This is a genomic window from Myxococcus sp. CA040A (genome assembly GCF_013336725.1).
GTDB lineage: Bacteria > Myxococcota > Myxococcia > Myxococcales > Myxococcaceae > Myxococcus > Myxococcus llanfairpwllgwyngyllgogerychwyrndrobwllllantysiliogogogochensis.
Genome location: NZ_JABUMR010000002.1, coordinates 1,255,612 through 1,277,854 on the forward strand (window position 1 = coordinate 1,255,612; position 22,243 = coordinate 1,277,854).

The 22,243-nt window shown below is 67.9% G+C and carries 21 protein-coding genes; 6 read left to right on the forward strand and 15 right to left on the reverse strand.

Annotated features, from left to right (window positions below):
- Position 1: 1 nt before the first annotated feature.
- On the reverse strand, positions 2-1,720 hold the full coding sequence (locus tag HUA75_RS11650; protein WP_141646120.1) for a DEAD/DEAH box helicase: 1,719 nt from the start codon (positions 1,718-1,720) through the stop codon (positions 2-4).
- Positions 1,721-1,983: 263 nt separating this feature from the next.
- Here HUA75_RS11650 and HUA75_RS11655 point away from each other — a divergent pair, with 263 nt between their 5' ends.
- Both HUA75_RS11655 and HUA75_RS11660 read left to right on the forward strand, forming a co-directional pair.
- Positions 1,984-2,544 carry a TIGR02269 family lipoprotein gene (locus HUA75_RS11655; RefSeq protein WP_174486393.1) on the forward strand — a complete coding sequence of 187 codons (561 nt, stop codon included), beginning with the start codon at positions 1,984-1,986 and terminating at the stop codon, positions 2,542-2,544.
- 7 nt (positions 2,545-2,551) lie between these two features.
- Positions 2,552-3,292 (forward strand): double-CXXCG motif protein, encoded by a 741-nt coding sequence (locus HUA75_RS11660; RefSeq protein ID WP_174486394.1) that lies wholly within the window; start codon positions 2,552-2,554, stop codon positions 3,290-3,292.
- A gap of 24 nt (positions 3,293-3,316) precedes the next feature.
- Here HUA75_RS11660 and HUA75_RS11665 read toward each other — a convergent pair whose 3' ends face one another.
- Positions 3,317-4,165: a metallophosphoesterase gene (locus tag HUA75_RS11665; protein ID WP_174486395.1), complete on the reverse strand. Its 849-nt coding sequence runs from the start codon at positions 4,163-4,165 to the stop codon at positions 3,317-3,319.
- A gap of 196 nt (positions 4,166-4,361) precedes the next feature.
- On the opposite strand from HUA75_RS11665, the gene HUA75_RS11670 reads away from it, so the two are divergent.
- Positions 4,362-5,816: a hypothetical protein gene (locus tag HUA75_RS11670; RefSeq protein WP_174486396.1), complete on the forward strand. Its 1,455-nt coding sequence runs from the start codon at positions 4,362-4,364 to the stop codon at positions 5,814-5,816.
- A 21-nt stretch (positions 5,817-5,837) separates the two neighbouring features.
- Here the strand turns inward: HUA75_RS11670 and HUA75_RS11675 are convergent, their stop codons facing one another.
- On the reverse strand, positions 5,838-8,594 hold the full coding sequence (locus HUA75_RS11675; RefSeq protein WP_174486397.1) for a phosphatidylserine/phosphatidylglycerophosphate/cardiolipin synthase family protein: 2,757 nt from the start codon (positions 8,592-8,594) through the stop codon (positions 5,838-5,840).
- Positions 8,595-8,896: 302 nt separating this feature from the next.
- Here HUA75_RS11675 and HUA75_RS11680 point away from each other — a divergent pair, with 302 nt between their 5' ends.
- Positions 8,897-9,985, forward strand: coding sequence for a hypothetical protein (locus HUA75_RS11680; protein ID WP_217446019.1), 1,089 nt, complete (start codon positions 8,897-8,899; stop codon positions 9,983-9,985).
- 3 nt (positions 9,986-9,988) lie between these two features.
- On the opposite strand, the gene HUA75_RS11685 is transcribed toward HUA75_RS11680, so the two are convergent.
- Positions 9,989-11,137, reverse strand: coding sequence for a hypothetical protein (locus HUA75_RS11685; protein WP_174486399.1), 1,149 nt, complete (start codon positions 11,135-11,137; stop codon positions 9,989-9,991).
- 261 nt (positions 11,138-11,398) lie between these two features.
- On the opposite strand from HUA75_RS11685, the gene HUA75_RS11690 reads away from it, so the two are divergent.
- On the forward strand, positions 11,399-12,151 hold the full coding sequence (locus HUA75_RS11690) for a dienelactone hydrolase family protein (protein WP_174486400.1): 753 nt from the start codon (positions 11,399-11,401) through the stop codon (positions 12,149-12,151).
- A gap of 104 nt (positions 12,152-12,255) precedes the next feature.
- On the opposite strand, the gene HUA75_RS11695 is transcribed toward HUA75_RS11690, so the two are convergent.
- The 5 genes from HUA75_RS11695 to HUA75_RS11715 are packed head-to-tail and all read right to left on the reverse strand — an operon-like array spanning position 12,256 to position 15,624.
- Positions 12,256-13,026 (reverse strand): Imm49 family immunity protein, encoded by a 771-nt coding sequence (locus HUA75_RS11695; protein WP_174486401.1) that lies wholly within the window; start codon positions 13,024-13,026, stop codon positions 12,256-12,258.
- Positions 13,023-13,307, reverse strand: a complete 285-nt coding sequence (locus tag HUA75_RS11700) for a hypothetical protein (RefSeq protein WP_174486402.1) — start codon at positions 13,305-13,307, stop codon at positions 13,023-13,025. Before HUA75_RS11700 ends, HUA75_RS11695 begins: the two co-directional genes overlap by 4 nt.
- The gene (locus HUA75_RS11705) at positions 13,295-14,122 is read right to left on the reverse strand and encodes a hypothetical protein (protein WP_174486403.1); all 828 of its coding nucleotides are present in this window, start codon (positions 14,120-14,122) and stop codon (positions 13,295-13,297) included. Before HUA75_RS11705 ends, HUA75_RS11700 begins: the two co-directional genes overlap by 13 nt.
- 18 nt (positions 14,123-14,140) lie before the next feature.
- Positions 14,141-14,728, reverse strand: coding sequence for an imm11 family protein (locus HUA75_RS11710; RefSeq protein ID WP_174486404.1), 588 nt, complete (start codon positions 14,726-14,728; stop codon positions 14,141-14,143).
- Positions 14,729-14,751: 23 nt separating this feature from the next.
- Positions 14,752-15,624 carry an AHH domain-containing protein gene (locus HUA75_RS11715; protein ID WP_174486405.1) on the reverse strand — a complete coding sequence of 291 codons (873 nt, stop codon included), beginning with the start codon at positions 15,622-15,624 and terminating at the stop codon, positions 14,752-14,754.
- Between the two features lie 104 nt (positions 15,625-15,728).
- Between HUA75_RS11715 and HUA75_RS11720 the strand changes: the two genes are divergently transcribed.
- On the forward strand, positions 15,729-16,193 hold the full coding sequence (locus HUA75_RS11720; protein WP_174486406.1) for a DUF4150 domain-containing protein: 465 nt from the start codon (positions 15,729-15,731) through the stop codon (positions 16,191-16,193).
- A 31-nt stretch (positions 16,194-16,224) separates the two neighbouring features.
- Here the strand turns inward: HUA75_RS11720 and HUA75_RS11725 are convergent, their stop codons facing one another.
- From HUA75_RS11725 to HUA75_RS11750, 6 genes are read right to left on the reverse strand one after another with little or no spacing between them, the layout of a single operon-like run.
- Entirely contained in the window at positions 16,225-17,235 is a 1,011-nt protein-coding gene (locus HUA75_RS11725) for an MlaD family protein (protein WP_174468170.1), read from the reverse strand.
- A complete protein-coding gene (locus HUA75_RS11730; protein WP_141646128.1) occupies positions 17,228-17,986 on the reverse strand; it encodes an ATP-binding cassette domain-containing protein in 759 nt (252 codons plus the stop codon). The genes HUA75_RS11725 and HUA75_RS11730 overlap by 8 nt, the downstream gene beginning before the upstream one ends.
- On the reverse strand, positions 17,983-18,729 hold the full coding sequence (locus tag HUA75_RS11735) for an ABC transporter permease (protein ID WP_141646129.1): 747 nt from the start codon (positions 18,727-18,729) through the stop codon (positions 17,983-17,985). The genes HUA75_RS11730 and HUA75_RS11735 overlap by 4 nt, the downstream gene beginning before the upstream one ends.
- The gene (locus HUA75_RS11740; RefSeq protein ID WP_246137529.1) at positions 18,726-19,532 is read right to left on the reverse strand and encodes an ABC transporter permease; all 807 of its coding nucleotides are present in this window, start codon (positions 19,530-19,532) and stop codon (positions 18,726-18,728) included. The genes HUA75_RS11735 and HUA75_RS11740 overlap by 4 nt, the downstream gene beginning before the upstream one ends.
- Positions 19,529-20,227 carry an ABC transporter ATP-binding protein gene (locus HUA75_RS11745; protein ID WP_174486407.1) on the reverse strand — a complete coding sequence of 233 codons (699 nt, stop codon included), beginning with the start codon at positions 20,225-20,227 and terminating at the stop codon, positions 19,529-19,531. The genes HUA75_RS11740 and HUA75_RS11745 overlap by 4 nt, the downstream gene beginning before the upstream one ends.
- Positions 20,228-20,239: 12 nt before the next feature.
- A complete protein-coding gene (locus tag HUA75_RS11750; protein WP_174486408.1) occupies positions 20,240-22,201 on the reverse strand; it encodes a putative metal-binding motif-containing protein in 1,962 nt (653 codons plus the stop codon).
- Between the last annotated feature and the right edge of the window lie 42 nt (positions 22,202-22,243).

The window sequence follows — 22,243 nt, forward strand, 5'->3', positions numbered from 1 at the left end:
CTCAGGTCCGGTCCTTGCGGACCACGACCTTGCGACCGCGGATGGTCGCCGCCTTCAGCGCGGCGATGACGCGGTTGGCATCCGGCTCGGGGACTTCCACGAGCGAGAAGCCGTCGGCGATCTGAATGGCGCCGATGCGCGACGAGTCCAGGCCCGCTTCACCGGCGATGGCGCCCACCAGGTCGGCGGGACGCATGCCCGCCACACGGCCCGCGCCAATCCACAGCCGGGTGGTGTCCCAGGACGGAGGGCCCGCCGGGCGCTTCGGGGCGCCTCGCTCCGAGCGGACGGGACGCCCGCCCGGTCCCGACGAGGGGCCACTGGAGCGAGCCGGCCGCTCCGTCGCCGGCGAGACCGCGGGAATCTCCTCCTCTTCCTTCGCGCGGCCTTCGTCCTGCGAGTCCTGGAGCAGCTTCACGGCCGCCGCGGCGATGTCGAGCGGCTCGAACTCGCCGGCCAGGTCCTCCACGATGCTCCGCAGCGACTCCAGTCCGCCGGCCACCAGCGTCTCGCGCAGCGTGGCGCGCATCAGCTCCTGGCGACGGGCCCGGAGGTCCGCCACGGTGGGGATGGTGGACACGGTGATTCGCTGACCGGTGACCTTCTCGATGTTGCGCAGCAGCCGGCTCTCGCGGGCCTCGACGAGGGTGATGGCCACGCCCTCGCGACCCGCGCGGCCCGTGCGGCCGATGCGGTGCACATACGCCTCCGGGGCGTTGGGCACGTCGAAGTTCACCACGTGGGACAGGCGGGGGATGTCCAGGCCGCGCGCCGCGACGTCCGTGGCGACGAGCAGGTCCGTGCCATGCGACTTCAGCTGCTTGATGACGCGGTCTCGCTGCTCCTGCGTCATGCCGCCGTGGAGCGCGTGCGCGCGCCAGCCCCGGCCGTTGAGGGAGACGGTGAGGTCGTCCACCTCCGTGCGGGTGCGGCAGAAGATGATGGCGGCGGTGGGGGACTCCACATCGAGCAGCCGGCCCAGCGCGGCGATCTTGAACGAGCGCGGGACGACGTACGCGGTCTGCCGGATGCGAGGCAGCTCACCCGGCTCCACCTTCTCCTTGGCGATGCGCACGCGCACCGGCTGGTGGAGGTGGCGCTCGGCGATGCTGGCGATGCGCGGGGGCAGGGTGGCGGAGAAGAGGGCGGTCTGCCGGTTCTCGGGCGTCCCGGAGAGGATGGCCTCCAGGTCGTCGGCGAAGCCCATGTCGAGCATCTCGTCGGCCTCGTCGAGCACGACGGTGCGGACGTTCTCGAGCTGGAGGGTGCCTCGGCGCAGGTGGTCCAGGGCGCGGCCGGGGGTGGCGACGACGACATCCACGCCGCGCTTGAGCACGCGCAGCTGCTGGCCGATGACCTGGCCGCCGTACAGCGGCAGGACGGTGGCGCCCAGCTTCTGGCCGTAGCGGTGGATGGCCTCGGACACCTGCATGGCCAGCTCGCGCGTGGGGACGAGCACCAGGGCGGAGGTGTTGTGGGGGCCCGCCTCACCCGGCTTCAGGTGGTGGAGGAGGGGGAGGGCGAAGGCCGCCGTCTTGCCAGTGCCGGTGGCGGCGATACCGAGCAGGTCCTTCCCTGCGAGCAGCGGGGGGAGGGCGGCCTGCTGAATGGGCGTGGGCTCCTCGTATCCGAGGGCACTGAGCGCCTCCACGAGCTGGGGCTTGAGGCCCAGGGATTCGAAGGAGGCGACGGGGGGCGAAGACGGCGGTGCGGAAGTCACGCCGGGGCTTGTACCACCGGCTTCCTCCCTCGTGGCTTTAAGAATCGCCCTTCTGTCCCACATCTATCGCGTCCCTGGTGGGCGCTGGTGGGTGGACGGCCGCGAACCGACCCCTCACGTGGGGGGCGAAAGGTCCAACGGGTCAGGCTTCTTCGTCTGAAAGGACTGTCCGGACAAGGGCGTCGCCGGGCCTGAGCGGTGGAGGCAGACCCTGGGGCCCGTGCCATTGCGGTTTAAGATGACCGCATCCCTCGGGGGGACCCATGCGCGCAACTCTCGCCCTCACGCTCCTGCTCGCGGCCTGCGCGAGCACCACGCCGACTCCTCACGGAGAGTCACGCAAGGTGCTCCAGCGCCCCGCAGGCGCAATCGCCCCTCCGCGGGCACCATCGTCTCCCCAGCGCAACTGGGGGGCCGCACAGGCTGGCCCGTCCACCAAGGCGATGGTGTTCAACTGGTATCCGCCGGAGCCTTTGCCGTCCCAACTCGAGACAGAGCGGCGCTATGCGCTCTGGCGTGATCGGCCGCACGAGCGGCACCACATATTCCCCCAGGCCCAAGAGCTTTATTTCCGGTCCAAAGGCATCGCAGTGCACGACTGGACCGTCATCATCGATGTGGCCCATCACCGGGCCTTGCACAAGGATGGAGACGGGGGACCGTGGAATACCGAGTGGCTTGAGTGGCGCCGCAATACGAGGGGGCGCGCCACCAAGGTCGAGCACTTCGATTTCGCTCGCGAGCTGATACGCAAGTACAACGTGTTTGGTATCCCGGTGACGTACTATCAACACCTCAATCTCCCTCCCCTCCCGCCCCCGTGAGGACGTCATGCGCGTCTACGAGCTACGCACACCAGCGCGCCGGCGGTGGAGCGCGGCACTCCGCGCCACTCGAAAGTGGAGCCTCCCAGGCGTCGAGGACTGTCCAGGATGTCGAGAGACTTGGAGCGGCCCCCTCGCGTACCCAGCTGTCGACCTCTCGGGTGTGGACTGGGCACGACGCCTCGAGGAGCCGCGACCGGCGCAGTGGGGTGAGGTGGTGGAGTTGCGCGAGTTGGTGCGGCCCCTGTGTCCTCCCGGGGCGCTCCTCGAGCCAGGGACGGAGTTTGGCCCGGCGATGGGGACCGCGCTCGGGCGGTGGGGGCCCGTGACGCTCACCGACCCCTGGACGGTCTGGGTGCGCACAGACGCGCTCGAGTATCTGTCGGGGCTCCGCGGAGTAACGCCCGCGCGCCACGAACTGCGCCGCACCGTCACGGAGCTGCTTGAGCTGCAGATTCCGGCGCGTGGACGGCTGGCCCCTGAGTGTCTCCCAGCCACCGTTGAGGCGCCGTGCGGCGTGTGCGGCCGCGCGGGTTGGCGACTGCCACAGCGGTACTGGCTCGACAGTGCGCAGGTCCCAGACCTGGACCTGTGGAGGCTCGAGGACGCCCCTACCGTGGTCTGCGCGTCCGAGCGATTCGCGCACGCACTCGACGCGATGGAGGACCCCAGTGACATCCTCCTGGTAGAGCTGGCGGCGGAGGACTCCGCTGGCTACAGCGAGCGCCCGCCACGACCAGCGTCGTAGGGCTGGAATCCCCTTCGCCAGGCTTCAGCCCTGCTCGGGGACCCCCAGCCCGGTGACTTCCTGGAGCCCTGTCGGGGTGGCGTGGAAGACGGCGAAGGCGTCCGCCCCCTGGTCCACGCTGGCGAGACAGCACACCTGGGAGACCCGGCCGGAGGCGTGGGCGAGGGTGCCCCGGTAGCGCTTGTGCAGATGTCCACAGAGCACGAGCGAGGGCTGGAGTGCTTCGGCCACGAGCCGCGCGTAGTCATTGCCCACGGCCTCGGCGCTGGGGCTGCGACGCTGGTGCGCGAAGTCCTCGCGGTCCTCGGTGGCGATGATTCCGGAGGGCCAGTCATGCACGAGGAGGACATCCGCCCGTTCGAGTCCCAGGGCGCGGTCGATGTCCTCTTCGTTGAAGCAGGTGAAGTCCTTGAGGGACACGCTGCCGAGCAGGGACAGGGGCGGATGCGGCTTCTGGAAGCCCCGTTCGTCATGAATGCCGGAGACGCCGACGACGCGCAGCCCCCTGGTTTCGACGACGCCCACGCGGCCCAGGTACCGGCAATTGGTGGCGATCAGCGCGCCCTCGGGGGTCGCGTCCAGGTGGCCGTGCGGCTCGTGGTTGCCGCCTATGAAGTAGACGGGCCAGGGGAAGCGGCGGCGATTCTGGTGGTAGTCCCCGAAGTCGCCCAGGTGCTTGTAGCGCGCGGGGGCGGCCATGGTCGCCAGGTCCGCGTCGTCGCGGTGGGGCTCGAAGTCTCCGACCTGGAGCACGAAGGCCAGCTCCCGGTGCGCGTTCTTCGTCCAGGACTGGAGGAAGGACACCATCCGGTTCATCCGTCCGTGCACGTCGCCCACGGCTGCGAAGTAGAAGTCGTCGGGACGGGGGGCCATGGTCGCCTCTCAGCATGACGCGTCCTGGCGTCGGGTGGCGCAGCGACGGGGGCGGGCCCAGGGGTCTGACCGGGACAGAGAGTAGTTGTCCCGGCTTCGCAACTTCCCTGGGAGTGTGGAGATAATCCATACAAAGCAGTCGCGGCTGAGTTGCCCCTCGGGCCTGGCCGCAATCCAAACCCCCGGAGATCTCCCCATGACGCGCATTTCCTCCAGTGGAGGCACGCCCACCCGTGCCTCGCAAAGTGACACGTCGGTCGCCGCGGCCCAGCCGAAGCCGGAAGTCCGCAAGCCCGCGGTGACGTCGCAGGACAGCTTCTCCCGCCCGACGCAGAAGGGCGTGGAGCGTGCCGCGGTGGCCATCAACCCGGATGAGTTCGTTCCGGGGCCCACGCGTCGCGATGTCTACAACGACCTCGACGTTCAGAAGATCCGCTCGCAGTCGAACAGCCTCCGGAGCTTCAGCGAGGGTGAAGCCCAGCCCCGCACGCGCGAGGACGCGCTGGCCAACGCGGACCGCCTGCTGGGTGGCGCGAACTTCCTGAAGCTGAGCGAGACCGCGCAGGGCGCCAACATCACCCGCGACGCCAAGGACGTGAACGACGCGGCGGACACGGACCCGGCGTCGCCGCGCCATCAGGCGGCCGTGGCCGAGGTGGAGGCCAACGCGGCCCTGGAGCAGGAGGCGCTGGACAACCTCTCTCCCGAGGAGCGCCAGCAGTACCAGGAGGTGCGCGATGGGCTGATGGCGGTGGAGCCCGCGGGCGACCCGGTGGCGACGCTCGCGCTCCAGAAGCTGCTCTTGGAGGGCAAGCTGCCGGGTGAAGAGGCGCTGGGCGGCGAAGGAGATCTGCTGGACCAGCTCCACACGCTGCAGACGCAGGAGCTGGGCGAGGGGATTGATCGCGGCGCGCTGCTGTCGGACGTGGTGCAGGAGCTGGCGACGCCCGAGTCCGTCAACCAACGCAACAAGGGCACCTGCGCGGCCACCGCGGCGACCATCCAGCTCCTCATGGAGAACCCGGCGGAGTACGTGCGCCTCGTCGCGGGACTGGCGAGCAGCTCCGGCGAGGTGACGCTGGCGGACGGCGAGACGGTGATGAAGCGCGAGGCGTTGGGGGCCGAGGCGAAGGGCGGAGAGGACGTCCGCTCGGAGAGCCAGGAGCTGCTTGCGCCGGCGTTCATGGAAGTGGCGAACGGTGACAAGGACTACCAGGACAAGACGGACGCCCACTACGAAGACGGGAAGAAGACGCACAGCGGCCTGTACGCGGACGAGTTTGATCGGCTCGCGGAGGCGGTGTTCGACCGGAGAGTCGACACGGTGAAGGGGATTGGCGGGGCCGAAGAGGAAGCGGCGGCGTGGGAGCTCATCCAGGAGCGCACGGCCGCTGGAGAGTCGGTGGCGGTGGGAATGACGTGGGGTTCAGGAGGCCACCAGGTGGTGGTGACGGGCACGGGCGTGGACCCGAAGACCGGCGAGGAGTACGTCGAGTACACCAACCCCTGGGGCCGCACCGAGCGCATGCCGAAGGACGAGTTCCTCAGCCGGCTCAACAGCATGCACACCCGCCCCGAGGAGAAGGGGAAGGAGCTGGACCGCGACCCGAGGCATCCGGACGCGCCCGACCGCATCGCGCGGACCGGGTAGTCGGGCCGGGGCCGGCGTGGCTCAGCCGACGAGCGAGGGCCAGTTCCGGCCGACCCAGGCGCGCTGTTCGACTTCGTCGCGCCAGCTCCGGTCCTCGCGGTCGATTCTGTGCGACGTGGCGAAGAGCCCGTTCAGGGCGGTGAGCAGGCGCTCGGCGAAGGGCGCGTCCTCCACGATGAGGAGCGCCTCGCTCTCCCAGTAGGCGGCGGTGACGTCCAGGTTGGCGCTGCCGATGGCGACGGCGCTGGTGTCGCAGACCATGAGCTTGGCGTGGACGTGGGGGAAGAGCTGCTCCAGCTCCGGCTCCCACTCCGGCATGGCGGGCAGCGCCCATTCGTAGGCGATGCCGCCCGCCTCGATGACCGCGTCCAGTCGACTGCGGACGTAGCGGTCCGCCACCTCGCGCAGCGCTCCACCCGGGAAGTACGTCCGCGCGGAGCCGTAGTGCGGCCGGACGCTGCCGAACAGCACCTCCACGCGGACGCCCCGGCGCACGGCGGCGATGAGCGCGTTCTGGAGTTCGAGCAGCAGCGGGAAGGTGTTCACCAGCACGAGCCGTGAGCGCGCGTGGCGGATGAGCGCGAGCTGTGTGTCGAGCGTGTGGGTGTCCCTGAGTCCTTCATGGAGGACGACCCGGGCCGCCATCGTCCCCACGGATTGCGTGGGTGGGAAGGCATAGGGCTCGCCGCCCGCGCGGGTCCACTCGGACAGGAACGCGCCTTCGAGGACGCTGACCAGGGGCCCTTCCAGTCGCGCGCCACAGTCGAGCCAGGGGATGTCGCGATAGTGCGAGGTCCGTCGCAGGCCCACTTCATCGAAGCCCGTGTAGTAGGGCGCGCCGAGATTCCGGCCCGAGACGAAGGCTCGCTCGGAGTCGATGACGGTGAGCTTGCGGTGGTTGCGTTGCTTGAGCTCGGAGAGGCTGGGCACGCCGACCAAGGGCGCGATGGCGCGCACCTCGACGTGCGGTGTCTCGGACAGCGTCACGAGGGCGGGGTTGAGGGCGCCGAAGGAGTCGTGGCCGCTGTAGAGCGCGTCCGCGAGGAAGCGCACGTGGACACCGCGTGAGGCGGCTCGCTTCAGTGCGTCCGTGATGCGGGCGGTGACGGCGTCGTCCTCGACGATGTAGCACTGCCAATGGATGGTGCTTCGGGCCGAGTCGATGGCCTCGAGCACGGACTCGCGAGCCAGCCCGTTGTCGAACTCGAAGTCGATGTGGTGTCCCTCCAGGAGGGGACTGCAGCCCGCCAGTGCCAGCTCCCGTGACCAGGTGTTTGGTGCGTCGGGGATGGCGAGGGGGTCCAGGGAGGTTGCCCGGGGCAGCGCCAGGCACTCCTCGGGGCTCAGCGTGCGCAGGTACGGATGGACCGGCTTGTGCGGGTCGCGAGTGACGACGGCGGAGATGGCGACGCCCGCGGCGGCGAGACGGGTGGCCACGCGCAGGAGGCGCTGTCCGTCGACCTGTTGGGGCACATCGTCCGCGCGAGCGTCGTCGAGCCACGCGCTGGCATCGAGCAGCAGGGGCCAGGGGGTGTCGGGCAGCAGCTCGCGGAGGTGCTCGCGTTGTTCGTCGAGAGAGTCGGTGTCGCGCAGTCTGACGAAGACGAGGTGGTGACGGTCCATCGCCAGGGCGCGCACCGCTTCGAGCGCGTCCTCGTCGAGCTGGCTGTCCACGAGGAACAGGGGTTGTTCGGGCCCGAGCACGTAGCAAGGGGAGAGGTTCCTGGGGGCGGAGGCGCCGGAGAAGGAGAACGCGAGCGGGTGGAGTCCGCGAACGTGGTCGAACCAGGACGCGGTGAGCGCCGCGGTGCCGCCTTCGTGTCGAGTGGTTCCCAGGGTGGTTCCGCCCTCGAACACGGACAGTGGGCCCGCTTCGGGGACGGAGATGCTCGACATGAAGCCGACGCGCTCGACGGAGAAGCGGGGCGACAATCCGGGGACGGCCACGGAGTCGGAGACGGCGTAATGGTCCTCGAACAACACGGACGCCGTCTGCGTGCGAGGCAGGAGCAGCGTGGGGACGCGAGCCTCCTGGAGGGCCCTGGCTCCCAACATCCCAAGCACCAGGGCTTCCATGTCGGCCAATGCGTCGGCGGGGATGACCAGGAGGTCCGCGCCGGAGCGGAGCGCCGCGACGTCGAAGGCCTCCACGCGGCTGTCGGCGGGGTTCTCGGTGAGGGATTCGACGTGGAGCGTCTGCGTGATGCCCAGGGCGCGCGAAAGGGCCTGGAGGTGCGAGGTCTGCTCGGGCGCCGAGCCGGTGGTGAGGGCGATGAGCTCGGAGGGCAGGGCGCAGCGGGAGAGAAAGGTCGCCACCGAGCCGAGTCCCCGTCCATCTGGAGCGATGGCCACGGCCATGCGTGACGGGGCCCTGGGCGCGGTGGCGGGGGCCTTCCCGATGTTGAGCACGGGGACGTGCTCGCGCAGCGAGAGCGTGAGCATGGCGCTGACCCGGGCACGAGGGGCCGTGTCGAGGTGGGGACCGAGGACGACGAGCTCGGCGCCGTGCTTCGTGGCGGCTTCGATGAGTGAGCGGGTGTCGAGGTGGGTTTCGAGTGCGCCACTAACCTGGAGTGTGGGGCTCCAGGTGTGCAGGGCGTGTCGAAGCCGGTCCAGGACGGTGAGGCTCGCGGGAGGAGGGGCCTCCAGCTCGCTGCGCTCGGGGACCAGGCCGTACAGATAGACGGCCTCGGGCGAGGCGCTCAGCCGACGAACCGCGTGGAGCACCGCCTCGGACTCCGAGCCGGCATCGAAGACGACCACTAGACGACGGAACATGGCGCGCGCGGTTCCCAGGACATCCTGTCGCCCGCCTTCACCGACTCACGGCTCCAGCGGTCGACCGAGGAACCATTATGCCGGGATTGAGCCGTGGCGGCGCCCTTCGATGGAGGGCGTCGAGGTTTTGGAGCGGGGGCTGGGCTTCGAACTCCCGATGCCGGGCTTTCCTAGGATTGGTCGTATGAAATTGCAGGCGGATTGGAATTGATTGCCTGAGGCAACGAGTCTGTGATTCGCGTGGGGATTTGTTAGTCTTCGGATTCATGGCCATTCCATCGCGTTGCAAGAGGCGTCCGTTGATGGCGCTCGTCGTGGCGAGTGTCATGGGTTGTGGAGACGGGGTGTTCGAGAAGGAGGTCCATGGGGAAGCGGGGACAGTCCCTCGCTCATTGGTGGACTTCGCGGTGGGCATCTCGGATTCGGATGCGGAGACGTTCACCCATCCGGCCTGGGATGGGCTCAACGTGAAGCGGGCGCGAGTCGTCGTGCCCTATGACGTGGCGCAGCGACCCGCGAACGACGCCCGGAGACTGAAGTTCGAGGCGTGGTTGCAGGCGACGGCGGCGAAGGCCGTGGAGCCCTACGTGACGCTCGGACCGAGCGATCTGCGCAAGGCGGCGAATGGGAAGTACCTGGCGCCCACGGACGTGGAGTTCCGCGCGGCCTTCGAGTCATTCCACTCGACGTACTCGGCCATCACCCTGGTGGGAGCCTGGAACGAGCCGAACTTCCCGAACTCCGTCCTGCAGAGCGGAGTCCCGTTGGATCAGCCCACGTGCGCCAGTGAGGACCTGGAGAACTGCGGGCCGTTGAGGGCGGCGTTCTATTACCGGCTCGTCGTGAGCATCTGTCCGGACTGCACGGTGGCGGCGGGGGAGTTCGACGCGACGCCGAACGACGCGTATTGGGATCGCTATCGCATCTTCCTGCGGAGCCACCGGCCCAAGCTGTGGAGCATCCATCCGCACCATGATGCCAATCGCTATCAAGCGAGCGGCGCGCACTGTGTTCCGGGAGACCAGGGCTGCACGACGCGGACGTTCGTGAACTGGCTCGGGGGGCTGGATGCGAGCTGGGACGTGGGGCACATCTGGCTGACGGAGGTGGGAGCGTTCTACCGGAACGCGGATGGGCAGGTGTTCGGTGACGTGTCCCAACGAGACACCACGAAGTTCATCCTGCGGCTGCCGAACCTGAGCGGGCGAATCACCCGCATCTACTATTACAACTCCGCGAACCAGTGCTCGACGGCGGCCAACTGCGCCATGCAGGACCGGGGCATCATCGCGCCAGAGCCCTGGGATGGAAGTCCCCTGGGGTATGACACCGCCGGCCGCATCCGACCGGCTTATGCCGTGCTGAGGGACAGGGACACCAATGGGCCCTGAAGCTCAACCGGACTTTCCACCGCGATAGCGAAGCCCTGGGTTCGACTGGGCAAGGTCGCGGGCGTGGCCCTCGGTGGCAACTGGTGAGCCCGACGCCGTGAGGCCCTTGAGGATGTTGCTCGTGCGTTGCATGAGATCTCTCTCTGAGAAATCGAAGGGCTCCACCGCGCGTCCCGTGGTGGCGTACTTCTCGCGCAGCCTGGCAAGGTCGAGCGAGCCGGGTGGCTCGCCGAACTTGAAGTCGTCGACGACCGTTGTCTTGCTGGTGACCTCGCTGGGGTCGCATTCGACCAGCATGTAGACAGGGACGTTTTCGCGCTCGCCCACAGTGATGGCCGCGACCTGTCCCAAGAAGCGAGTGACGGTCCCAGGTGGGTATAGAACCTCACCGCCATCCATCGAGAAGCCGTGGCGGCCAAGCCACTGAATGTAGCGTCCGGAGGAGCCGTAGATCGCCAACACCTCACCTGCCATGGGGAGGTTCACGCTGAAGCCTTTCAAGTTGGGGGTGATGCTGGTCGACATGAAGTGATTCGACTTGTTCTTCATGGGCCGCGCACCGTGGATGATGACTGTCCCCTCCTTGAGGTGTGAGATCTGGCTCGCTTGCTTCTCGCCCTCGGCGCAGCCAATCACGCGAAAGACCGGCAACTGGAGCCCGAGGTCGCGCATGCTCGGGAGGGCCCGCATGGCCTCTGTCAGGGCTCGGGCGACGTGCTCCTGGCCTTCGGCGTCATCATCGGTCTTGGGCACGTTCCCGCCGCACCAGCCCGCTTGCGGCGAGGTGTACCAGCCGACCGCATCGAGTTGCTCCACCGTCACACCATAGGCACTGCCCAGAATGCTCAAGCGGAGGGGCTTTGCCTCCACAGCCGGTCCCCACATCACCTCACGGAGCTTCTCGAACGCTTGGCGGTCGGAGGTGGGAAAGAGGGGGTTATCCATCGAGGGAAAGGAAGAATGGGATGGCTCGGTAGCGGCGGTGATTCCATAGCCATCCCAGCGCTCATCGTCCGATGTGTAGACGGCATCCAGGACGGCGCGCTGGACCCAGCGGTCAAAATCGTCGCGGGTGCTGAGCTCAAATGGCAATGCCCCAGTCTTGGGGACGTAGGAGAACAGGCGTTTGCGCAGTTTGGAAAGTGGATGCATGGAGCGGAAGGATACACAGACACGCACTCTCAGTCACTCTTGCGCCCCCGAAAGCCAGCCCGGATGTGCGTGTTTCGTCCACCGAGTCTGCGCCCGATGCCGCGTTCCGGAGCAACAAACCTCGGTGGGAGTCACCAGAGGTGTGTCTGTTGACGCATGGGCTTTAAGTTATCCGCTTAAACTGCAAATCAGTAAATAGCTGGGGGTTGTGCAACTTGATGGCTAAAGTATCGACTCCCCTAAGGGTGAAGAGGAGTTGCCATGTCGATATCGCAGCGCATCTTGTTGGGCTGTGTCCTGTTCTTCGCGCAGGGCGCGTTGGCAGCGCAGGGGCAGATCCTCGCGCGACCCCAGGCGACGGTGCCGGGCATTAGCTACGGCTACTGGGAGTATCTGCCGCAGGGCTATGACGACAATGCAGGGGCGAGCTATCCGCTGGTGATCTTCCTGGGGGGCCAGGGGCAGGAGGGGGATGGAACGGCTTCGGTGACGGGCCTGGAGAAGCTGATGGCGGTCACCGCACCGCCTCGGCTCATCCGGAACGGCCGGCACTTCCCGTTCATCCTCATCTCACCGCAGCGGTTCAATGCCTGGTGGGGCGACGATGAGATTGACGCCATCCTCGAGTTCGCGAAGACGCGCTATCGAGTCGACCCGAACCGCGTCTATCTGACAGGGCTCTCGGCGGGGGCCATCGTCACCTGGTCCTACGCGGTGGCCTTCCCGCAGAAGCTCGCGGCGATTGTGCCCATCGCGGGGAACGGCAACGGGATTCCCATCTGCAACATGTGGAACGTGCCGGTGTGGGCCTTCCATGGCACGGCGGATGGGACGGTGTCTCAGTGGGGATCCATCGACCCGGTGAACAAGCTGAACAACGTCTGCAATCCGGCGGCGAGCCCGCCCGCCCAGCTCACGCTGTATCAGGGCGTGGGACACGACTCGTGGTCCCAGACCTACAACGGTTCAGCGGGTCATGACATCTACGCGTGGATGTTGAGCCACTCGCTCTGAGCGGTTGTCGGAGGCTCCACACGGAGTCTCGTGGGTGAGCCCGGCGCCAGACCCAGGCGTCGGGTTCGCCCTCGGCTGGAAGAGGCCGCTTCGGAACGCCCAGCTCAGGCGTCGAGCTTCCATGACTCTGACGGTACCGAGGGACGCTGTCGGAATCGCGCCACGGAAGGAAGGCCTGGTTGGGCATCGGGCGCCCGCAAGCCAAGGTGTTCCGCGAGGATGCACAGCGCCAGACCTTCGACACACACCTTCGCCTCGGTGGCCCAGAGTTCCTGCGACAGACGTCCCCTCTCTCGCAAGAGAACGTGTCGCTTGCGTTGGGCCGACACCAATTGCTGGAGGGCTTCGTGGAAGCGCTCCTCGTTTCGCGTCAGCAGAGCCCGGCTCACATCGAGCCGCGGCTCCTTGGAGCCCTGGAGGACCTTCTCGAAACGAGCGAGTGCCAGTCCTGCCTCGTGTACGGGTTGGTCCAACAGGCAATGGTCCATGAGGAATCGGACGTAGAGAAAATCCTCCTCGTATTCACTGTCGACCCGCCGCGAGTGTGGAGCACGTATGGCCAGCTCCCGGGCGCCCTCGATGTCGAACGCCGCCAAGGCATCGAAGAAGGGAGTTGCGCGGCTCAGCGCCACGGCCCACTTGCCGTCCGCGACGGCGCCGAGCTCCAGGAATGCCCTTCCGCTGCGGTACAGGTGTGATTGGCACTGCTCGGTGTCACAGAGCAGGAGGAGGGTCCCAAGGCCCATGAGGCGGTGGTTGTGGCAGAAGGTCAGCAGTTCCTGCGGACTGAAACCGCCCTGAAGCAGCCGGGGCAGGAGCTTCTGGGCTCCGTAACGGGCGTTGCTCACGAAGACAGGCAGGAACTTGTTGCTCATGCCGGGGCTCCAGGGGCAGTGACGCGAATGGCGCCCACCTCCCCGTGCTCCGCGCTGGAGACGATGACCGTGTGTTCCCCGCTGGCGTACTTGCGGGCAAAGGCGCGAGTGGCCATGCAGACTCCCACGGCACCGCTGGCCGCCCCCACGTCACCGAGCGACGTGCAAGGAATCAGCAGCCGAGTCCTCTCGCCCAGTCGGTCGTGCAATCGCACCTGGACGAAGCCCCAGGCCTGGGCGCGCCAGGTCTCTCCATTGAGGTCGGAGATCAGATCGCCCACGAAGCCCCCCGCGGGTGTTTGGGGAAGGACCTGTTCCAGGGCTCGTGCCAACATCTCCCCGTCCCGGGTCGCCCCGCGACGCGCGAACCTGCCTCGTTGCCCGTCGACATGTCTTCGATGTTCGCCAGCACGGGGACACCGCGTTGGCGGGCGGTCTGGCGAAGCTCCACGAGCAGGCAGGCCCCGGACTCTCCTGGTGCCAGCCCTACGTGCTGGTCCGGCGACTTCAACCGCCGGTGCATGTGCAACCACTCCAGGCTGGTTTCGTCGAGGTAGGAGTCCAGAGCGAGCACCACGAATCGCTCGACGTGCCGGGCGGACAGGAGCTGCTGCGCGAGTTGGAGCGCGATAGCTGTGCCCGCGTGGCCCGCATGGACGAAATGGACGGCTTGCCGAGGCAACTCCAGGCGCAGGCGTTGGCCGAGGCGCTCCCGCAAGGAGGACGTCATGAGGTCGGGGCCGAAGTCCTGAACCTCCAGGTAGCGCGCTGGATCCAGGCGCGGCAGGACGAATATCCAATCCGTCTGAGCCCAGAAACGGACATCGGACACGGGCGGTAGGCGAGCGGTCTCCCAGAGGTCCGCGACACAGGCCTCGGCCAGTTGCGACCAGCGCCCAATGGGCCCGAAGCCATCGGTCAGCTCGAGTATGGGGTGGCCCGTGAGTGGCACGGGCTCCAGTGGGTCCTGGTCGGTGACATAGATGTCGTGCACGGGGCGAGGACGGGTGAGGCCCGCGCGAATGGCTGCACAGGAGGTCACGCTGCCCCAGCCCACGCTCGACACCATCCCCAGTCCTGTCAGCGCCAGCGGCATGGGTGGCCCCAGGAATCGTCAAGAACCCGGTGAGAACGGGAGGGGGTTGAGCTGGACGTTGGTGAATCCCTTGTCCCGAAGCGCGCTCGCCAGCTCTTCCGACACGATGTAGACCGAGGGGTCCTCATTGGGGCGAAGGAGGCGCGGGAGGTGGGTCGCCTTTCTCGGGTCGAGGGTGTAGCTCTCGACATGGATGACGCTGCCTTCCGGCCCGCGCTGGACGCCGCTCGCAACCGGGTCCAGACAGTCGTGAGTGCCCAGGGGATTGATGATGAAATAGTCCCGGCTGTAGAGGCGCTTGCGATGGTCATGGAGATCGAAGGGGAGGAACTCCACCTCGATACCCTGACAGTGCGCCTCGATGACATCCTTCATCGTGGAGTGGACGATGAGATAGCTGTTCGTGTTCCCCAGGAGCGAAGACAGCTTGATGCCTGGACGGTCCTCTCGGAGGGAGATCTTCGCCTCCGCTGGATAGAGGAGATGGGTGCTGTCGCCAAAGGCCATGCAGTAACTATGAAGTTCCATGCCCTCCGGAGCGCCATCCGAAAGGCCGAGCTCCGAGTCGTTCACGTTACCGAGGGTGTCGAGCTGGAAGAATTGCACGTTCGGTCTTCTTCAACCCGGAGTTATCGGGCGCCTTGAGGGCTGGAGGGCAAAAGCTTCGCCCCCAGTTCTTCGAGGGATTTGGCTTGATGGGTGCGCCGGGCGTTGGCGACCTCGACGTAGGTTTGTTTGGAGATGGCTTCGACGGCTGCCGCGAGGTCTTTGTATTTGGGCTCTCCACCTTCCTCACGGTGCTTCTTGACGATATCTCGGAGGGCCGCCCGCATTCGCTTTTCGACCTTTTGTTCGATGTACAGATCGTAGGCGGTGTGGTTGCACTGCCTGGTCTCCCGGTGGATCGGGAGCTGGAGCAGGTCACCTACGCGCTCATCCATGGGCAGGATGATCATGTTGTCCATATGGTGGACGTTGTAGGGGGCGTCGAGCATCTCGGTCGCCACCAGGACTGCGAGTTCCGGCTTGGGGAAGACCTTCACCATCACGGTGCGGAGCGTGGCGTCCGGAACGACGTGATGGGCTTCGTGGTAATAGGGCTTGTTGCAATCGTACTTGAAGTTGTACTTGCTCTCGGAGATGTCCCAGTCACCCTGCTGCGGTTTCTGGACTTCATGCTGGTACATTCCCTTGTTCTCGGAGGAGAGGGCAGCTGTCTCGCCACGCTTCGCCAGCCTGGCGACGGCCTTCGCGCCCCCTCGGAAGAGCAGGGACCATCGCCCGTTGCCCTGCGAACTCACGTGCTCTTCCGGTACGTTGTACCTGCTTGCATTCTCGGCCTTCAGCGCTTGTTTGAAGGCCTGCCAGCGATGGGAGCAGGAGCAGTTCTCCTTGTACGGGGGTGAGTGTTTCGCGATGCACTTGCCCCCGCTCAACCCTCCCGCGGTGACGTGCGAAGGAGTCTTCTGGAGGGCCAATATGTGCTTGTCAGCCTTACCCATGCGCGTGGACGCTAGCGAACCGATTGATGACAGGTCAACCTGAGGTGGGCGCGTCTCCCTTGCGGGCCGCGCGATGCGGTAGCCTCGTGCGGTAGGAGGGCTTCATGGCCGTCAATACTGGTGTCAACAAGATGTCAGTCGTCACCAAGGATAGTGGCGGTACGACGATGGCTTTCCCTGATGTCTGCAAGACGCCCAGTCCGGCGGGTCCCGTCCCCATTCCCTATCCCAATGTGGCGAAGTCCTCCGACACCGCCAAGGGGACCAAGAAGGTGTCGGTGGGTGGTAACCCCGTGTGCGTGAAGGACTCCAACTTCAGCACCAGCACCGGCGACGAGGCAGGGACCGCGGGCGGAGGTGTGGCCTCCAGCAAGACCAAGGGCAAGGCCGAGTTCGTGAACTATTCGTTCGACGTGAAGTTCGAGGGCAAGAACGTAGCGCGAGCCATGGACCTCATGCTGCACAACGACAAGAACACGCCGCCTTTCCCTGTCATGCAGGGCCCTGTCGTCGCCAACGGCACAGGGCCAGGCAAGTCCCAGTGCCTTGTCTGTGAACACGACATCTAGACTCGTCTGCCCGGGGCCTGCATCGGGTGGGTCAGTCCTTCCACAGCATCTTCCACGGATGCTTGCGCAGGTCCGTCACCAGGGTGCGCAGCTCGTTGTAGAGCGTCGGGTCCTTGAGGACGGCGCCGGCGGTGCCTTCTCCAGCCTCTATCTTCGCCAGCACGCGGTCCGCCCGGGCCGCGATGCTGTCCAGTTGCCCTACGGCGGCCGTGAGCTTCTCCAAGGCCAGCTTCACGCGCTTCCCATCCTCCGGGCCCAGCTCGCCCGTGACGGCCGCCAGTCCATCCAACGTCGTCCCCGCGGACTTCGTCAGTCCCGGTAGTTCGCTGCGCAGCACCGCCGCCGAGGCCGCCGCATCGTCCAACAGCCGTGCCGCCTTGCCACCCGGCTGGAGTGACTCCCTCGCGAGCTGGGCCAGCTGCCTCAAGTCCTTCGATGCCGCCGCCAGCTCCGAGGCCAGCACCTTCACGTCGCCCTTGTTCTCCGTGAGCAGCTCATCCAGCGTCTTGGAAAGCCGCGAGATGTTGGTCACCAACCCCGTCACCGCCTCAGGGTCCTTCTCCAGCATCCCCGACATCGTCTCCACGAACTTCGAGAGATGCTCCGCCAGCAAATCCAGACGCGGTGCATCCGTTCCCCGCAAGGCCTCGCCCTCGGGCCTGCCTCCCGGCTGGGTTCCTGGATTCAATTCCAGATAGGGCTCGCCCAGCAGGCCCACCGAGGCCACCGTCACCCGCGCATCCGAGCGCAGCGCCGCCAGCGACTCCGGTGTCACCGCCAGCTCCATGCGCACGGGCAAGGGCTGTCCGCGGGCATCCCTGCGCTCCGGCTGCAGTCGAATCGCCTGCACCCGGCCCACCTGGACGCCGCCCAGCTTCACCGGCGCGCCCTCCACCACGTTGCCCGTGTGCCCGAAGTCCACCGGGAGCACCGTGGACGACCCGAGGCTGAGCTCACCCATCAACCACAGCAACACCAGCACGCCCACCACCGCCGCCAGCACCAGGGCGCCCACCTTCAATTCCAACCGTCGCTCATCCATCCGTCGCACCCTCCATGAACGGCGCCGTCAACACCCGCAGCTCTGGCGCGGAGGACTCCAGGAAGCCCTCCGGTGGCCCCAGGTACGCACACCGACCTCCCGCCACCACCAACACCTGGTCCGCCAGCCCCTTGAGCTGTCGATAGTCGTGTGTCACCACCAGCCCTCCCAGTCCCCGCGTCTTCAGCGACGCGATGACCTCTTCCACCTGCGTGGCCGCTCGCCGGTCCAACCCGGTGGTCGGCTCGTCCAGCAAGAGATAGCGCGGCTTCAACACCAGCGCCCTCGCGATGGCGGCGCGCTTCTTCGCCCCAGGCCCCAGCTCCGGCGGCAACCGGTCCGCCCACTCCAAGAGCCCCACCTGCGCCAGCGCCGACTCCACCGCGTCCTCCGGGGCCTTCGGGTCCGCCAGCCGCACGTTCTCACGGAGGGTCCGCCAGTCGAGCAGGGCAGGGCCTTGCACCAGATAGGGCGCGCGGCGCCGCAGCCGGACCAGCTCCCGCTCCGGCTGCGTGTCCACCCGCTCGCCCCACAGCTCCACGCTGCCGGAGTCCGGTTGCAACAAGCCCACCGCCATCCGACACAACACGCTCTTGCCCGAGCCGCTCGCCCCCGCGATGAACGTCAGCTCGCGCGTCGACACCTCCGCCGTCACGCCGTCCAGCACGCGCCGACCTCCCTCGAACGCGACGCGCACGTCCGTGAAGCGCAGCGTGTCCTCGGTGCGGGTGGGGGAGTCGTTCGCGCTCACAGGCGTAGCAGTTGGAATGCGAGGGAGACACCAAAGTCAATCAACAGACACCCCAGACTCGCGGCCACCACGCCCTGCGTCGTGGCTTCTCCCACCGCCTCCGCGCCACCCCGGGCTCGCAGCCCCGCCACCGCCGCCGCCAGGGGAATGTACAGCCCACACGCCACGGCCTTCATGCCCGCCGCCAGCAAATCCCAGCCATCCACATACCGGGGGTCCATGAAGGCCCGACCGTCCACGCCGAACACGAGGCTTGCCACCAGCGCCGCCGACAGCGTCGCGGCCACCGTCCCCAAGGTGCTCAACAGCGGAACGCCCAGGAGCCCCGCCACCACGCGCGGCGCCACCAGGTCCGCATACGGGTCCCCCGCGGACATCTCCAGCGCCTCCACCTGCTCGTTCACGCTCATGGTGGACAGCTCCGCCGCATGGCCCGCCCCCGCGCGCGACGCCGTCAGCAGCGCGGACACCACCGGCCCCAGCTCCCGAATCAGCAGCTCGAAGTACGCCGGCCCGAGCACCGCCACGTTGCCCACGAATCTCCGCGCCTGGCTGTTGGCGATGGTTACCAGCACCGCGCCGAAGAAGGCCATGCCCGACATCACCAGCCACACGCTGCGCCCCCCCAGCTCGTGGAGCTGCACCGCGCACTCGCGCCAGGACACGCCTTCGCGAGCCCCGGCCCGCACCGTGCGCGCGAAGAGCACCACCGGGGCTCCGAAGAACGACAGCACCCGGTTCATGCCATCCACCCCGCGAGGACCAGCGTGAGCACGAAGTCGATGACGAAGATGGCGGCGCATCCTTGCACCACCGCGCTCGCCGCCGCGCGTCCCACCGCCTGGGCGCCCCCGCGCGCCGACAGCCCCACCGTGGTGGACACCAGCGAGATGGCCAGGCCGAAGGCGCCCGTCTTCACCACGCCTCCCAGGATGTCGAGCGGACTGAGCATCTGCGCGAACGTCCCGAAGAAGATTCGCAGCGGCAGGCCCAGCGTGAAGAGCGCCGCCACGGACTCGAAGAGGATGGCGACCAGGAACGTGAAGGTGCTCATCGCGAGCATGCTCAATTCCATCGCCACCACGCGCGGCGCCACGAGGATGGCGAAGGGGTCCAGGCCGATTCCGCGCAGGCCCTCTATCTGCCCACCCACCTGCATGGTGGCCAGCTCCGCCGCGTTCCTCGCGCCAATCCGCGCGGACATGATGAGGCCCAGCAGCAGCGGACCGAACTCCCACAGCACTCCATAGCCCGCGGCCCACCCGAGGAATGCCCGCGCGCCGAAGCGCTGGATGTAGAGCCCCGACTGCAACACGACGATGACGCCCGCGAGCGCCGCCGTGGCCAGCGCGAGGGGCAGGGAGTCGTACCCGAACTGCACCAGCGCCCGTGCCAGCTCGCGCCGCTCCAGTCGCGGGAGTCCGAGCACCGTGCGCGCCGCCACCAGCGCCAGCGCTCCGATGCCTCGCACTGCCCCCAGGCCCAGGCTCCCCGCGCCGCGCACCGTCTTCAGCCCGGGGCTCTCGACGCGCGGCGGTGGGCTCATGGGAGCACCTCGTCCTGTTCGCGCTCCAGCTCCGGCGCGGGAGGCCCGTCGTACACCAACCGCCCACCTCGGAGATACAGCCAGCGGGGCAGGTGAAGGTCCAGCGGCGCCTCGGGCGCGGCGACAATCAACGTGCCGCCCCGGGAGACCTCCAACAGCACCCGCGCCACCTGCCGGGCCGTCCCTGGGTCCAGGCCCGCGAAGGGGTCGTCCGCGAGCAGCACGGAGGGCCGCGCCGCCAGCGCCCGACCGATGCCCGCGCGCTTCTTCATTCCACCGGACAGTCGCTCCGGCAGCGTGTCGGCCGCGTCCTGCAAGCCCACCGCGCGAAGCACCTCGTCCGCGCGCGCCTCGGCCTCGCGCTCCGGCACATGTCGCCGGACGAGCGGAAGCAACACGTTCTGCCGCACCGTCATCGAGTCGAACAGCGCGTCCGTCTGGAACACCATGCCGAAGGACGCCTGCCGCTCACGTCGCGCGGCGGAGGACAGCCGCGCCACGTCCTGCCCATCCCACAGCACCTGCCCGCGAAACGCGGGGACCAGGCCCGCCAGCGATTTCAGCAGCGTCGTCTTCCCCGCGCCGGACCGCCCCAGCAGCAGCGCCTGGGTCCCCGGTGGCAGCGCACAGCGCACGTCCGAGAGGACCGTCCGCGCGCCGTGCCTCACTGTCAGGGCTTCAGCGCGCAGGTCCATGGGCTCGCTCTCTCACGGCGTCCAGCGCAGCAGGGTGCCGCGGTGGCCCGTGGCCCACACGTCCCCGGGACCCGAGCCACCCAGCGCATTCAGCGTCGCCGGCGACTGCGTGGCGGTGCTCCAGGTCGACCCGTTGAAGAAGTGGACGTCGTTCACCTCCGAGGACACCGCGTAGAGGGCGGTGCGGCCGAAGGCCATGAGGGCCCGGAGATCGGGCGTGGCCCCGCCCGTCACCGTCAGTGTCGGCAGTCGAGTCCAGGTGTCTCGCGAGCGCTCCAGCAGCAGTGCGCCGTCGCCCGCCACATAGGCCAGCCGAGGCGTCAGGACCCGGACGTCGTTCAGGAAGCCGGTGGCACCCGAAACTCCCATCTCTTCCTTCGTCCACGTCGTCCCGCTCGTAGGCGCACGAAAGGCCACGGGGCGGGGCTGTCCCTCCACCGTCTCCGCGCCCACCGCGAGCAGCGTCGTTTCATCCAGGCCATGAATGGCCCTCAGGTTGGAGGCCACCTCCGTGAGGACCGTGGGCTGCTCCTGCGTCGCGCCTCCGTCGTCGTAGCGCCAGCGCAGGACGCGGCCCTGGCTGGTGACGGAATACAGGGTGACGATGTTGTCCGTGGGGCTCTCGAAGCCGACCAGGCCGTTGATGGCGCCGGCATGGCCACTGGAGAAGCTTTCGCACGGCTCGGCCTCTTCACCGGGCCTCAGCGTCGCGAACCGACCCGCGCGGGAGCCCAGGAAGACGCGGCCATTGCTCGCGGCCCACGCCGACTTCCACTCGCCCTCACAGTTCGTCACGGGCGTGACGGCGTTGTCTTCCACGTGAAGCACACGGCTCGCCGCGCCCGCAAGCCAGCCGTGCTTCCTCGAGTACACGGCCACCGCATCGAACCGCGCGCTCGCATCACCCAGCTCCTCCCGCACATCCCACGCCGTCGAGGCACAGCCCGTCACCCCGTCATCCGTCTGGTCATTGCAGTCGTTGTCCAGGCGGTCACACTGTTCGGTGAGGCCCTGTCGCGCCAGGGCGGAGCCCTCGTCACAGTCGGTGTCCTCCCGCGTCGCGCCCGGCTCGGGCGGCACACAGCCGGGCCCCACCGACTGTCCGGCCTCTCCATCTCCGTCGTCGTCCGCGAAGTAGGCCACCGGCTGCTCGCTGCTGGCGCACGCGGAGGCGGAGGGCCCCGCGCAGGCCAGCACCCCGGAGCAGCCCAGCGGCGTCGTGCACGCCATGCCCACGGAGAACCCATCGCTGTCCGCCACGCCGTCGCAGTTGTCGTCCCTGCCGTCGCAGCGAAACTCCGCCTGCCCGGGGTGGATGTCGCCGGCCGTGTCGTCACAGTCCCCACCGCGCGTCGTGAAGCCCGTGGGCGTGATGCAGGCAAGGGCCCGCGGGGCCCCGTCATCGCCGTAGCCATCCGCGTCCGCGTCCGGCCAGAACGGAGTCTCGCGCGGGGCGTCGTCCTCTCCTGCAACACAGTTGTTGTCGACACCGTCACACAGTTCGGTGGCCCCGGGGTGGATGGCCGGGTCTGTGTCGTCGCAGTCCGTGCCGGGGTAGGGCGGCTTCGCGGCGAAGGCTCCATCGCCGTCCAGGTCCTCCGCGCGCAGGTCCAGGCCCAGGTCGGTGACATCCCGGGTCGGAAACCGGGCCTCCGCGGACTGGCTCGCGATGACGGGCCCGGCACACGAGCCCTCGTGCGCCACGGCGGTCACTCGCAGGTCACGACTCCAGCCCGGATGATCCTGGATGACGCCGAGGCGCGTGTCGCTGAGTCGCTCCTCGTCCACCGGCACCGCGCCCGATGCGGTGTGCGACGCGTCGTGCACGTCCACCACCGTGAGCGTCAGGCACTTTGGCCGGAAGGTCGCATACGTGATGAAGACCCTCAGCGCGGGCGCGCTGGCGGGGGTCTCCGTCTTGCAACCCGACAACGCAAGTGTCAGCAGCAGTACACCCACCTGGAATAAACGCATCGCCCGTGCATTCCCCGCCGCGTCGCGGCGCCCGCTGTCGTG

Coding starts and splice junctions, on each gene's coding strand:
- HUA75_RS11705 (WP_174486403.1), bottom strand. CDS start 14,122: ATGCCGCTGGCGCTGACAGGACTGGGGATGGTGTCGAGCGTGGGCTGG.
- HUA75_RS11685 (WP_174486399.1), bottom strand. CDS start 11,137: ATGCATCCACTTTCCAAACTGCGCAAACGCCTGTTCTCCTACGTCCCC.
- HUA75_RS11675 (WP_174486397.1), bottom strand. CDS start 8,594: ATGTTCCGTCGTCTAGTGGTCGTCTTCGATGCCGGCTCGGAGTCCGAG.
- HUA75_RS11690 (WP_174486400.1), top strand. CDS start 11,399: ATGTCGATATCGCAGCGCATCTTGTTGGGCTGTGTCCTGTTCTTCGCG.
- HUA75_RS11665 (WP_174486395.1), bottom strand. CDS start 4,165: ATGGCCCCCCGTCCCGACGACTTCTACTTCGCAGCCGTGGGCGACGTG.
- HUA75_RS11670 (WP_174486396.1), top strand. CDS start 4,362: ATGACGCGCATTTCCTCCAGTGGAGGCACGCCCACCCGTGCCTCGCAA.
- HUA75_RS11740 (WP_246137529.1), bottom strand. CDS start 19,532: ATGAGCCCACCGCCGCGCGTCGAGAGCCCCGGGCTGAAGACGGTGCGC.
- HUA75_RS11720 (WP_174486406.1), top strand. CDS start 15,729: ATGGCCGTCAATACTGGTGTCAACAAGATGTCAGTCGTCACCAAGGAT.
- HUA75_RS11695 (WP_174486401.1), bottom strand. CDS start 13,026: ATGAGCAACAAGTTCCTGCCTGTCTTCGTGAGCAACGCCCGTTACGGA.
- HUA75_RS11750 (WP_174486408.1), bottom strand. CDS start 22,201: ATGCGTTTATTCCAGGTGGGTGTACTGCTGCTGACACTTGCGTTGTCG.
- HUA75_RS11725 (WP_174468170.1), bottom strand. CDS start 17,235: ATGGATGAGCGACGGTTGGAATTGAAGGTGGGCGCCCTGGTGCTGGCG.
- HUA75_RS11655 (WP_174486393.1), top strand. CDS start 1,984: ATGCGCGCAACTCTCGCCCTCACGCTCCTGCTCGCGGCCTGCGCGAGC.
- HUA75_RS11715 (WP_174486405.1), bottom strand. CDS start 15,624: ATGGGTAAGGCTGACAAGCACATATTGGCCCTCCAGAAGACTCCTTCG.
- HUA75_RS11735 (WP_141646129.1), bottom strand. CDS start 18,729: ATGAACCGGGTGCTGTCGTTCTTCGGAGCCCCGGTGGTGCTCTTCGCG.
- HUA75_RS11660 (WP_174486394.1), top strand. CDS start 2,552: ATGCGCGTCTACGAGCTACGCACACCAGCGCGCCGGCGGTGGAGCGCG.
- HUA75_RS11745 (WP_174486407.1), bottom strand. CDS start 20,227: ATGGACCTGCGCGCTGAAGCCCTGACAGTGAGGCACGGCGCGCGGACG.
- HUA75_RS11680 (WP_217446019.1), top strand. CDS start 8,897: ATGGCGCTCGTCGTGGCGAGTGTCATGGGTTGTGGAGACGGGGTGTTC.